General features: G+C 65.8%; 8 protein-coding genes. 5 read left to right on the top strand and 3 right to left on the bottom strand.

Annotation, left to right across the window (positions count from 1 at the left end):
* Window positions 1-8 precede the first annotated feature (8 nt).
* Window positions 9-986, top strand: coding sequence for an NADPH:quinone reductase (locus tag ACUY1T_RS04765; protein WP_446020565.1), 978 nt, complete (start codon window positions 9-11; stop codon window positions 984-986).
* A gap of 76 nt (window positions 987-1,062) precedes the next feature.
* Here ACUY1T_RS04765 and ACUY1T_RS04760 read toward each other — a convergent pair whose 3' ends face one another.
* The gene (locus tag ACUY1T_RS04760; RefSeq protein WP_446020564.1) at window positions 1,063-1,989 is read right to left on the bottom strand and encodes a MurR/RpiR family transcriptional regulator; all 927 of its coding nucleotides are present in this window, start codon (window positions 1,987-1,989) and stop codon (window positions 1,063-1,065) included.
* A 284-nt stretch (window positions 1,990-2,273) separates the two neighbouring features.
* Between ACUY1T_RS04760 and ACUY1T_RS04755 the strand changes: the two genes are divergently transcribed.
* The 4 genes from ACUY1T_RS04755 (at window position 2,274) to ACUY1T_RS04740 (ending at window position 8,154) form a co-directional block, all read left to right on the top strand.
* Entirely contained in the window at window positions 2,274-3,074 is an 801-nt protein-coding gene (locus ACUY1T_RS04755) for an enoyl-CoA hydratase/isomerase family protein (RefSeq protein WP_446020563.1), read from the top strand.
* 20 nt (window positions 3,075-3,094) lie between these two features.
* Window positions 3,095-5,287: an acetate--CoA ligase family protein gene (locus ACUY1T_RS04750; protein WP_446020562.1), complete on the top strand. Its 2,193-nt coding sequence runs from the start codon at window positions 3,095-3,097 to the stop codon at window positions 5,285-5,287.
* On the top strand, window positions 5,284-6,102 hold the full coding sequence (locus tag ACUY1T_RS04745; RefSeq protein ID WP_446020561.1) for an enoyl-CoA hydratase-related protein: 819 nt from the start codon (window positions 5,284-5,286) through the stop codon (window positions 6,100-6,102). The genes ACUY1T_RS04750 and ACUY1T_RS04745 overlap by 4 nt, the downstream gene beginning before the upstream one ends.
* A 144-nt stretch (window positions 6,103-6,246) precedes the next feature.
* On the top strand, window positions 6,247-8,154 hold the full coding sequence (locus ACUY1T_RS04740) for an SLC13 family permease (protein WP_446020560.1): 1,908 nt from the start codon (window positions 6,247-6,249) through the stop codon (window positions 8,152-8,154).
* A gap of 58 nt (window positions 8,155-8,212) precedes the next feature.
* Here ACUY1T_RS04740 and ACUY1T_RS04735 read toward each other — a convergent pair whose 3' ends face one another.
* Window positions 8,213-10,657: an acyl-CoA dehydrogenase gene (locus ACUY1T_RS04735; RefSeq protein WP_446020559.1), complete on the bottom strand. Its 2,445-nt coding sequence runs from the start codon at window positions 10,655-10,657 to the stop codon at window positions 8,213-8,215.
* A gap of 210 nt (window positions 10,658-10,867) precedes the next feature.
* Window positions 10,868-12,559 (bottom strand): choline dehydrogenase, encoded by a 1,692-nt coding sequence (gene betA, locus ACUY1T_RS04730; protein WP_446020558.1) that lies wholly within the window; start codon window positions 12,557-12,559, stop codon window positions 10,868-10,870.
* Window positions 12,560-12,671: the final 112 nt, after the last annotated feature.

Raw genomic sequence — 12,671 nt, 5'->3', positions numbered from 1 at the left:
AAAATGACATGGCCAAACGCATCCAGTTTGCTCGTACCGGCGGCTCCGAGGTGCTCGAGTTCGTCGACGTGACGCCAGCCGATCCTGCTTCCGGCGAGGTCCGGGTCAGGAATGAAGCCGTCGGGCTCAATTTCATCGATATCTATTTCCGCACTGGCCTCTATCCTGCACCGGGGCTGCCATCCGGGCTCGGCACCGAGGGGGCCGGTGTGGTCGACGCCGTGGGCGAAGGCGTGAGCCACCTCAAGGAGGGCGACCGGGTCGCCTATGCCCAAGGGCCGCTCGGCGCCTACGCCGAATATCATGTGCTGCCAGCGGACAAGGTCGTGGTACTGCCTGACGGCATCGAAGCGGAAACCGCTGCGGCCAGCATGCTCAAGGGCCTGACCGTGCAGTATCTGCTGCGCCAGACCTGCCCGCTCGAGGGTGGCGAGACGATTCTGTGGCACGCCGCGGCGGGCGGGGTCGGCTCCATTGCCTGCCAGTGGGCCAAGGCGCTGGGAGTGAAGCTGATCGGTACCGTCAGTTCCCCCGAGAAGGCCGAGCTGGCGCAATCGAACGGCGCCTGGGCGACCATCGACTACACCCGCGAGAACGTGGTGGAGCGGGTCCGCGAGCTCACCAACGGCGAGATGTGCGACGTGGTCTACGACTCGGTGGGCAAGGACACCTGGATCACCTCGCTGGATTGCCTCAAGCCGCGTTCGCTGATGGTCAGCTTCGGCAACGCCTCGGGGCCGGTCGAGGGCGTCAATCTCGGCATCCTCAATCAGAAGGGCTCGCTGTTCGTGACCCGCCCGAGCCTCAACGGCTATGCCGATAGCCGCGAGCGCCTGGAGATGATGTGCCGCGACCTGTTCGACATGCTGGACAGCGGCAAGGTCAAGGTCGACATCGGCCAGCGTTTCGCCCTGGCCGACGCCGGCCAGGCCCAGGATGCCCTGGCCGGGCGCAAGACCACCGGCTCGACCATCCTGCTGCCGTAAGCCAAAGGACCTCCGCTACGATGTGATGCCCGCCTCCTCGAGGCGGGCATCGTCGTTTGTGGGCCACAGGTGCAGATTACTCGTTGCTGACGTAGGCGCCCATGTCACGCATGCGCGATTCGAAGCGTGCCACGTTGTCGACCAGGCCGTCGGGGCCGAAGGCCACGCATTCGGCCAGCAGGACTTCGATCAAGGTGATCGCGGAGAGGATCGAGGGGAAGAAGTGCGGCGTGGCATTGGCCACGGTGAAGGTCATGGCCGCCCCGGGAACCAGCGGCGAGCGCAGGGTATCGGTGATGACGATGGCCCTCGCCCCGCCCGCGCGGGCGATATCCAGGGCGCGCACGGTCTCGGCGCAGTAGGGCTCGAAGCCAAAGGCGACCACCACGTCATTCTCGCCGAAGGGCGCCAGCTCGGTCAGCAGGCCGCCCTCCTGGCCGCGGATCAGTTGGACATTGGGCATGGCGATGCGGCCCACGTAGGCGAAGTGGTAGGCGCAGGCGAAGGTATCGCGAAAGCCCACCACGGCGATCTTCTCGGCCTCCAGCAGCAGCCTGGCGGCATCGCGCACCCGGGCCTGGTTGTCGGCCGTGAACAGGCGGCCGATGTTGTCGAAGGCGGCGTCGCCCACGTCGAGAAAGACCTGGTCGTCGGTCTGGCTGGCCAGGGTACGCAGGTCGCTGGCGCGGCCCGAGAGTTCCACCGGGCCGGCCTGCACGGCTGATTGGAACACCTCGCGAAACTGCTCGTAGCTGTCGAAGCCCAGGCGTTTGGCCAGACGCACCAGGGTCGAAGCGGTCACGCGTGCCGCGCTGGCCGACTTGCGAATCGACTGGAAAGCGATCTCGACCGGATGCTCCAGTACGTAGCCGGCGGCGAGCTTCAATTGCGGACTGAGTTCAGGGTAGGCAGCGGCCAGTTGCTGATTCACGGCATCCAGCCCAGTAGGCGGGGAGTCCTGGCCGTCTTCCAGCTCGGCAGTCTGCGGATCATGTTCCAGCACGGCGGTCTCCTCGTTGAATCATGGCCCAGCAACATGTCAGGGCGACCGGGAGCGAGGCGCATTGTAACGCATGACAATGGTGAATGAAGGAAACGAATGTTTCTAGATTATTTTCCGGACGGTACATACGTATTGACGTCATTCAACGCCTTGGCTAGGATGCCGGACAAAACAAGTGTGCCATTTGAGTTTTTATAACGGCACATTTGTTTCTGTTCGGTGTCAACCATGCCGAACGTTATGGAAACCCCAGTCAACGATGTGTCGAGAGCGCCCGAAACCTCATGGACCTAGCCCACGCCAGCCCCGAGACCCTCATCATTGACCGCCAGGGCGCGGTCATGGAGATCCGCTTCAACCGGCCGCACCGCCTCAACGCGGTGGTGGAGACCCTCTACACCGAGCTGCTTTCGGCCCTGGCCGATGCCAAGGCCGACCCCAGCGTGCGCTGCGTGGTACTCACCGGGGAAGGGCGCGCCTTCTGCGTTGGCGCCGACATGAAAGAGCACGGCGGGGCCAAGCGTACGCTGTTCCAGCGTCGCCAGTACCTGCAGCTCGGCAACGAAGTGTGTGAGGCGATCCTGCGCCACCCCAAGCCGGTCATCGCTGCCGTCAACGGCTACGCCCTGGGGGCCGGGGCCGAGATGGCGGTGAGCTGCGACTTCGTCGTCATGGCCGAGGAGGCTCAGATCGGCTTTCCCGAAACCAGCATCGGCACCTGTGTCGGTGGCGGCGTATCGAAACTGCTGCCGCAACTGGTGGGGCTGAACATGGCGCGTCAGCTGCTCTATACGGGGCGGCGCATCGACGGCCGCGAGGCGGCGCGCATCGGACTGGCGACTTCTACTCATGCAGGCGGCGAACTGATGCAAGAGGCGCATCGCCTGGCCGAGACCCTGGCCAGGCAGGCACCGGTGTCCATCGCCATGCTCAAGCGGCTGGTCAATCAGGGCAGCGATACCGGGCTGGAAAGCCAACTGCAGCAGGAGCTGGACGCCGTTTTCACCTGCTCGACCACGCATGACTGGCAGGAGGGGGTCGACGCCTTCGCCGAGAAGCGCGCCCCCGAGTTCAAGGGCAAATGACCGAGACAAGGATGCGAGACATGAACCCGATCGAAGGACATCTCCCCATGCGCAGCCCGCTGCACGACATCCTGGCGCCCACTGGCATCGCCGTGGTGGGTGCCTCCAGCGATCCCACCAAGCGCGGCTACAAGGCCATGGTCGGCCTGATCAAGGATGGCTTCCATGGCGACATCTACCCGGTCAATCCCAAGGCCGACATGATCCTCGGCATCAAGGCCTGGCCCTCGATCGCCGAGATTCCCGGCAATCCGGAGCTGGCACTGATCTGTACCCCGGCGGCCAGCGTGCCGGGCCTGGTCGCCGAGTGCGGCCGTCGCGGTATCAAGGGGGCGGTGATACTCGCCAGCGGCTTTGCCGAGATGAGCGAGGAGGGCGCCGAACTCGAGCGCGAGATGATGGCCAAGGCCGAGGCGCACGGGGTACGCATCATCGGCCCCAATACCTCCGGGGTCTTCAACCTGCATCATCGGCTCAACCTGCTGGCGCTGGACAACGTCAAGCCCGGTGACGTGGGCATCGTCTCGCAGTCGGGCAACATGCTGCTGTCCTTGGCGCTGGAGGCGCAGCATAACGGCCAGGTCGGCTTTTCCACCTACGTGGGGCCTGGCAACCAGAGCGACATCGGCTTCAACGACTACCTGCGCTACCTCGGCGAGGACGAGCATACCCGAGTGGCCACGCTCTACGTGGAGGGCTTCCGCGATGGGCGCCGCTTCCTCGAGGTGGCGCGCGACGTCACGGCCATGAAGCCGGTAGTGGTCTACAAGTCCGGCTCCACCGAGGCCGGCCAGCAGGCGGCCAGTTCCCACACCGGGGCGCTGGCCGGCAGCTACGCCATGACCGTGGACCTGCTGCGCCAGGCCGGGGTCAGCGTGGTGCAGCACTCCGACGAGATCCTGCCGGTGGCCGAGGGCCTTGGCCTGTTGCAGAAGGCCCGTGGCAAGCGCGTGGCGGTGGTCTCCGACGGCGGCGGCCAGGCCACCATCGCCTCCGACCGCCTGGCCGAGGCGGGGCTGGAACTGGCCAAGCTTTCCGAAGAGACCCGCCAGAAGCTGCGCGACGTGCTCTTTCCGCAGGCTTCGACGATCAACCCCGTTGACGTGGCCGGCTCCACCGATGCCAATCCGTCGCTGCTGGCCACCTGCATGGAGATCGTCGCCGCCGACGACAACGTCGACAGCGTCTTCCTGGTGGGCATGTTCGGCGGCTACAGCATCCGCTTCGCCGAATCGCTGCTGGGTGACGAGATGCGCGGCGCCGAGGCGATGGTCGACCTGTCGAAGAGCACCGACAAGCCGCTGGTGATCTACAGCCTTTACACGCCGATCAAGCCGCCGGCCTTGCGCCGCCTGCACGAAGCCGGCCTGCCGATCTACGCTTCCATCGAGCACGCAGTGCGAGTGCTCGCCGCACTTGGCGAGCGCGGCGAATACCTGGCACTCGCCGAGACGTACCCCCGTGAGCCGGCGCTCTCGCCCAAGCCTGGGCTTGGCGAGATGTTCGCCCGCGCCCGGGCCGAGGGGCGTGACCTGTTCGAATACGAGGCCAAGCAGCTGCTGCGCGAGCACGGCATCGAGGTGCCGCGGGAAATCGTGGCACGCAGCGAGGCGGAGCTGGACGAGGCGGCGGCCGCCTTCGGCGACACGCCGCTGGCAATGAAAGTGGTCTCGAAGGACATCCTGCACAAGTCGGATGCCGGTGGGGTCAAGCTGAACCTGATCGGTGAGACGGCACTGCGTCGCGCACGGGAGGAAATCATCGCTTCCTGCCGTGCCTACGATGCTCAGGCCGATCTCGAGGGCGTGCTGATCGCACCGATGGCCAGGAAGGGCGTCGAGGTCATCGTCGGCGTGATCCGCGACCCGATCTTCGGGCCGGTGCTGATGTTCGGTCTGGGTGGCATCTTCGTCGAGATTCTGGAGGACGTCGCCTTCCGCTCGATACCGCTGTCGCGCCACGACGCACGCAGCATGGTGGAGCAGATCAAGGCGCGCAAGGTTCTCGAAGGTGCTCGCGGCGAGCCGGCCGTCGACAAGGAGGCGCTGGTCGAGCTGCTGCTCACGGTAGCGCGCATCGCCGATGCCTACCCGCAGCTCGCCGAGCTCGATCTCAACCCGGTGATCGTCAATGCCGATGGCTATGCCGTGGTGGACGCACGCGTTATCGTGGAGCGCGAAGCCGTTACCGATGCCAAGGAGTCCGCCGCATGAGCGCGAGCCCGATTCGTTCTCCACAGCCCGTACTGCAGGATGCGCTTCTCACCCTGGAAGGGGGCGTGGCGACCTTGACCCTGGACCGGCACGACGTACGCAATGCCCTGACCGGCACGGCGCTGGCCGATGACATCGTGGCTACGGCGGAGTGGGTCAACCGCTGCGACGAGGCCTCGGTGCTGGTCATCACCGGCGCGGGTTCGGCGTTTTCCGCCGGCGGTAACGTCAAGGACATGGCCAATCGCGGCGGCGACTTCGCCGGCGACGTCGCCGAGGTGGCGGGGCGCTACCGGCGCGGCATCCAGCGCATCCCGTTGGCGCTGCAGGCGGTGGAGGTACCGGTGATCGCCGCGGTCAACGGCCCGGCCATCGGTGCCGGCTTCGATCTCGCCAACATGGCCGATATCCGCATCGCCTCGAGCAAGGCCAAGTTCGGCGAGACCTTCCTCAACCTGGGCATCATCCCCGGCGACGGAGGTGCCTGGTTCATGCAGCGCTTGATCGGCTATCAACGCGCATTCGAGCTGACCCTATCGGGGCGGGTGATCGACGCCGAGGAGGCCAGGGAGTACGGCATCGTGCTCGAGGTGACCGAACCCGAATCGCTCATGGCCCGGGTCGGCGAGCTGACGGCCCGCATCGCTGCCCAACCGCCCAAGGCTACCCGCCTGACCAAGCGGCTGATGAAGATGGCCCAGCGTACCGAGCTCAAGGACTTCCTCGATGTCTGCGCGGTGTTCCAGGGCATGTGCCACAACGAGCCGGAGCATCTCGAGGCGGTCAACGCCATGCTGGAGAAGATGGCGAAATAGCTTTCGGTAAAAGCTTGCCAGCAGTCCCGACCCGGCCATGGCCGGGTTTTTCATGGCAGTGGCTCGAAGTCATAGAAAAGGCTGGATTTTTTTGCGTGCGACTGTTGTGCTGAGGCGAACGAGCCACAACAGGGAGTGGCGGGAATGGCCGATCATACCTTGCTGTTCATCGTGCTGGGCCTGACGCTGGTTGCCTTCGTTTGGGGGCGCTTCCGCTACGACCTGGTGGCGCTCACCGCGCTGCTCGCCTCGGTCATGCTGGGGCTGGTACCGGGCGAGGAGGCCTTCCTCGGCTTCGGCCATCCGGCAGTGATTACCGTGGCTGCCGTGCTGGTGCTCAGCCGGGGCTTCGAGCGTTCCGGGGTGGTCGACGTGATCGCCGAGCAGGTGCTCAAGGTCGGCGACCGCCTCTTCCTGCAACTGGTGGCGCTGAGCGTTACCGTCGTGGTTCTCTCGGGCTTCATGAACAATGTTGGTGCCCTGGCGCTGTTGTTGCCCGTGGCCATGCGCCTGGCGCGAGAGCACGATACCTCTCCCTCCCTGCTGTTGATGCCGCTGGCCTTTGGCTCACTGCTGGGTGGGCTCACCACCCTGATCGGCACGCCGCCCAATATCATCATCGCCAGCTATCGGCGCTCGGTTTCTGGCGAGGCTTTCGGGTTGTTCTCTTTTTCGCCGGTGGGTGTGGCAGTGGCCTTGGCCGGGCTGGCCTTCATTCTGCTGATCGGCTGGCGGCTGGTCCCCCTGCGCGCCGGCAAGGCGTCCACCGAGGCGATGTTCGATACCGCCAACTACCTGGTCGAGCTCAAGGTCGGCGAGGACTCCAAGGCCAACGGGCTGACCCTGCGTGAGCTGCAGCAGGAGCTGGAAGAAACCATCCCGGTGCTGGCGGTAGTACGCGATGACAAGCGCCGCGCCGGCCACACCTTCTTCGGCGCACTCAGGGAGGGCGATATCCTCTTGCTGGAGGCGGGCCCGGAGGAGATGAAGCTGCTGGAGGACAAGGCGGGGCTGTCGCTCGGCGTCGAGCCCGAGGACCAGGCAGAAGCATCCGATGATGTTGCCGGGGAGCGTGTCGATCCTGTCCAGCATCAGCCACGCGATGGCAGTAACGACCAGCGGGCTAAGGGGGGGGAGAAGAGGGATAAGGAGAAGGAGAAGGAGAAAAAGGAAAAGAAGAAGCGGGTCGATACCGAGGGGCTCGAACTGGTCGAGGCGGTGGTGCGAACCGACTCCATGATGGTTAATCGTACCGTGAGTCAGTTACGCCTGCACAACCAGTTCGGGCTGCACCTGGTGGCGGTAGCTCGGGACGGGGGCCGGCTCAAGCAGCGCCTTCGCGATATCCGCTTTCGTGCTGGCGACGTCCTGCTGCTACAGGGCGGCGAGAGCGAACTCTCCGAGAGCCTGGCGACGCTGGGGTGTCTGCCACTGGCGAGCCGCAACCTGGCGCTGGGTCAGCCGCGCATGCTGCTGGTCTCGCTGGGCATCTTTGCGCTATCCATCCTGGCCATTCTGCTGGGGATCCTGCCCGCGGCGGTAGCGCTATCGTGTGCGGCCGTGGTTTCGCTGTTGGTGGGTGTGCTGCCGCTGCGTGACGGCTACCAGGCCATCGACGGTCCGGTGATCGTACTGCTTGCCGCCATGATTCCGGTGGGGCAGGCGCTGGAGAGCAGTGGCGGCGCGTCGCTGATCGCAGAGGCGATGCTGGTATGGGGGGGGCAGTGGCCCGCCGTGGTTACCCTGATAGTGCTCTTCGTGATCACCATGATGCTATCGGATGTCATCAACAACGCCGCGGCTGCCGTTCTGATGGCCCCCATAGCCGTCAGCCTGGCCAATGGTTTCGATGCATCGATCGATCCATTCCTCATGGTTGTGGCTGTCAGCGCCTCCTGCGCTTTCCTGACCCCCATCGGCCATCAGTCCAATACCCTGGTCATGGGCCCCGGCGGTTACCGCTTCGGTGACTACTGGCGAATGGGCTTGCCGCTGGAGATAGTGGTCGTGGCCGTGGCCATTCCCATGATCCTGCTTGTCTGGCCGCTCTAATGACAGCGCCCCGCTTATTGGGCGGGGCGCTTGGTTCGCGATGGATGGATTGCGTGTATCAGGCGGCGTTGTGGCGCAGGATATTGGCCTTGTCGGTGGCGAATGCATCGTACTCGAAGTCGTCCACGCTGAGCAGTTCCAGCACCTCGGCCTCGAAGCGGCGCATGAACTCGGCATCCTGCTCGCTCACGAGTCCTTTCTCCCGCGCCGCCTCCAGGCGTGCCTCGGGATGCAATGCCTGACGTGGCAGCTCGCCCTGGGCATAGGCCTTGTTGACCGTGCGGTAGAGCGCCTCGGCGCGGTCGTAGTCGACTAGCAGGGCGTTGTAGTGCGCCAGTGGGTTTTCCTTGACGCCATCGTCGTTCTGCCAGGTCGCCTCGAGCAGCTTGGCGCGCAGAGCCGTATCGCGCGATACCGCCTGGGCGATCTCCCGGGTCAGGTGGTCGGCGGGGCGCTTCCAGCGGCGGCCCAGCGGCATCACCACGGCCCGCAGCACGCCGGCCAGTGCCCGGTTGGGCAGGTTGTCGAACAGCTCGTCGAAAGCCTGTTCGGCGCGCTGCAGCAGGTGGGTGCAGCTGTAGTGCAGCAGGGCGGCTTCACCCTCGACCTTGTCGCCCTCCTGCCAGTGCTTGAGCACCATCGAAGCGAGGTAAAGGTTGGAGAGCACGTCGCCCAGGCGTGCCGAGATCATCTCGCGCTGCTTGAGGGCGGCGCCGAGACTGGCCATGGCGGCATCTGCGCACAGGCTGAAGCCGGCCGACAGGCGCGCCATGTCGCGAGCGTAGGGAGCGGCGATAGCGTTAAAGGGTACGCTCGGCTTGCCGATGCCGAGTCCCATGGTGAAGGCGCGCGACGCGTTGCCGAAGACCAGGGCGACGTGGCCGAAGAAGGCGCGATCGAAGGCCGGTAGATCGTTGCTGTCCGAGGCGGCCAGCTCCTCCAGCACGAAGGGATGGCAGCGGATGGCGCCCTGGCCGAAGATCATCAGGTTGCGGGTCATGATGTTGGCACCCTCGACCGTGATCGAGACCGGGTTGGCGCTGTAACCGATGCCCAGGTAGTTGCGTGGCCCCAGGGTCACCGCCTTGCCGCCGTGGATGTCCATGGCGTCGGAGAGGACGATGCGCTGGAATTCGGTGAGCTGGCTCTTGAGGATCGCCGAGGGTACCGCCGGCTTCTCGCCGCGGTCGATGGTGTTGGCGGTCTGGTAGACCGCGGCCTGGGCGATGTAGCCCAGCGCGGCCATGCGGGCCAGCGGCTCCTGCACGCCCTCCATTTCCACCACCGGGACGTTGAACTGGCGGCGGATACGGGCGAAGCCGCCGGTCCAGCCCAGCGCGTAGCGCGAGGTACCGCTGGCGCCGGAGGGCAGGGTGATGCAGCGGCCAATGGAGAGGCACTCCACCAGCATGCGCCAACCCTGGCCGATCATCTCGGTGCCGCCGATGATGGTGTCCAGCGGCACGAACACGTCCTTGCCCTTGATCGGGCCGTTGAGGAACGGGCTGCCGATGGGATGATGGCGGCGGCCGATTTCCATGCCGGCCGTGTTGCGCGGCACCAGCGCCAGGGTGATACCGCGGTCCTTCTCCTCGCCCAGGAGGTGGTCGGGGTCGAACAGGCGGAAGGCCAGGCCCACCACGGTGGCAATCGGTGCCAGGGTGATCCAGCGCTTCTCGAAGTCGAGGCGCAGGCCCAGCACCTCCTCGCCGTCGATCATCTCCTTGCACACGATGCCGGTGTCGGGCAGCGAGGTGGCGTCGGAGCCGGCGCGCGGGCCGGTGAGACCGAAGCAGGGGATGTCGCGACCGTCGGCCAGACGCGGCAGGTAATGGTCTTTCTGCGCCTGGGTGCCGTACTTGAGCAGCAGCTCGCCCGGGCCCAGGGAGTTGGGTACGCCGACGGTCACCATCAGCGTCTCGCTGATCGAGAGTTTCTGCAGCACCAGCGACTGGGCCTTGGCCGAGAAGCCCAGGCCGCCGTACTCCTTGGGGATGATCATGCCGAAGAAGCCTTCCTTCTTCAGGTACTGCCACAGCTCCTCGGGCAGGTCGGCGCGCTCCTTGGCGATCTCCCAGGCGTTGCACATGCCGGCGGCCACGCTGCATTGATGGTCGATGAAGACGCGCTCCTCCTCGCTCAGGCCGTCATCGTGATAGCCCATCAACTTGTCCCACTGTGGGCGGCCCGAGAACAGTTCGCCATCCCAGGCCACGGTGCCGGCCTCCAGCGCGGTGCGCTCGGTATCGGAAACCTTGGGCGAGACGCGCTTGAACATGGTGAACAGGCGCGGCGTGAGCCATTGGATACGCAGTGCCGGCAGGCCGGCCACGGCAACCGCCGCCGCACCGAGCAGCAGCAGTACGCCAAGCACGGGGGAGACCAGCAGGCTCACCAGGCCAAGGCCGCCGAGCATGACCAGGAACTGCACGGCGCCGGCCTCGCGCCGCATTAATCCCAGCAGGCCGGCGACGGTGAGGATGAGGAGTATCAGGGTGAGCATTTCTTCAGCGCTCCCTTGGTTCATGTTTAGAACAGTTGTTTGAATGTGTCAGCCTAGCCCATCTTGCGACAGGTGACCAGCCCAGTGAAAGGCACGAACGAAGGCGCCCCGCTCGAGGGCGGGGCGCTGTGTGGCGAGACAAAGAGCCTTAGGGAAGCGCTGAACAAATCGCCGAGCGATTCGCTCGCGCAGGCATTTGTGCAGTGTTTCCTAGGTCAGGCGGCGTTGGGGCTCGCGTCTGGCAGGGCTGTCACCGGATACGTAGTAGGGCGCATCGGAGGGCGGCAGCGGCTCGCGGCCGCGGATACGGTCGGCGATCTTCTCGGCCAGCATGATGGTCGGCGCGTTGAGGTTGCCGGTGGGTATAACCGGGAACAGCGAGGCGTCCACCACGCGCAGCCCTTCGAGGCCGTGTACGCGGCCCTGGCCATCGACCACCGCGTCGTCGCCTTCGCCCATGCGACAGCTGCCGCAGGGGTGGTAGGCGGTCTCGGCGTGTTCGCGTACGAAGGCGTCGAGCTGCTCGTCGGTTTCGACCTCCGGCCCCGGCGAGATCTCGCGCCCGCGGTAGGCGTCCATGGCCGGCTGAGCGATGATCTCGCGGGTCAGACGAATGGCGTCGCGGAACTCCTGCCAGTCTTTCTCGGTGGACATGTAGTTGAACAGGATGCTAGGGGCGGCGGCCGGGTCACGCGAGGTCAGGCGAATGCGCCCGCGGCTCTCGGAGCGCATTGAGCCCACGTGGGCCTGGAAACCGTGTGCCTGCACCGCGCTCTTGCCGTTGTAGCTGATCGCGATGGGCAGGAAGTGGTACTGCAGGTTGGGCCAGGGCTCCTCGTCGTGGGTGCGGATGAACGCACACGACTCGAACTGGTTGCTGGCGCCGATGCCGGTACCACGCAGCAGCCACTCGGCGCCGATCTTGGGCTGGTTGAACCACTTCAGCGCCGGGTAGAGCGTGATCGGCTGCTTGCACTCGTACTGGATGTACATCTCCAGGTGGTCCTGCAGGTTCTCGCCGACGCCGGGCAGGTCGTGCACCACCGGGATGTCGAACTCGCGAAGATGCTCGGGATTGCCCACGCCCGAGCGCAGCAGGATCTGCGGCGAGGCGATGGCACCGGCACACAGCAGTACCTCACGGCGGGCACGGACCTGGTGGGTTTGGCTACGGCGCAGGTAGCGCACGCCCACGGCGCGCTTGCCCTCGAACTCGATCACGTCGGTGGTGGCGTGGGTCTCGATGGTGAGATTGTCGCGCCCTTTGGCCTGGTCGAGGTAGCCGCGGGCGGTGGAGGCGCGCCGCCCCTTGGGCGTGACGAAACGGTCCATGGGGCCGAAGCCCTCCTGCTGGTAGCCGTTGACGTCCTCGGTCTCGGGGTAGCCGGCCTGCACGCCGGCATCGACGAAGGCGCGGTAGAGCTCGTTGTTGCCCTCCTTGGGCGTGGTGACGCTGACCGGGCCATCGCCGCCGTGGTAGGCATTGGCACCGCTGTCGCGGCACTCTGACTTCCGGAAGTAGGGCAGGCAGTCGGCATAGCGCCAATCCGAGAGGCCGGCCATGCCGGCCCAGTTGTCGTAGTCCAGGGCGTTGCCGCGGATGTAGCACATGCCGTTGATCAGCGACGAGCCGCCGAGCCCCTTGCCGCGACCGCACTCCATGCGGCGGCCGTTCATGTACGGTTCCGGGTCGGTCTCGAAGGCCCAGTTGTAGCGCTTGCCCTGCAGCGGGTAGGCCAGGGCGGCGGGCATCTGGGTACGGAAGTCGAAGCGGTAGTCGGGGCCGCCGGCTTCGAGCAGCAGCACGCTGACCGCCGGGTCCTCGGTGAGGCGGGTGGCCAGCACGTTGCCGGCCGAGCCGGCACCGATGATGACGTAGTCGAATTCACGAATCTGGGACATAACATCTCTCACTGATAACGCGACGGAAGCGGGCCTGCTCCTGTGCGCAAGGAGTGTCGGCCCAAGGCAGGAGCGGCTGGCGGTAGCGAGGGGCGCCGGGGACAGCCGAAGA

The sequence above is a fragment of the Billgrantia sp. Q4P2 genome, from assembly GCF_052806135.1.
The sequence above is the reverse complement of the archived record's forward strand: the minus strand, read 5'-3'. Positions and strand labels throughout refer to the sequence as shown.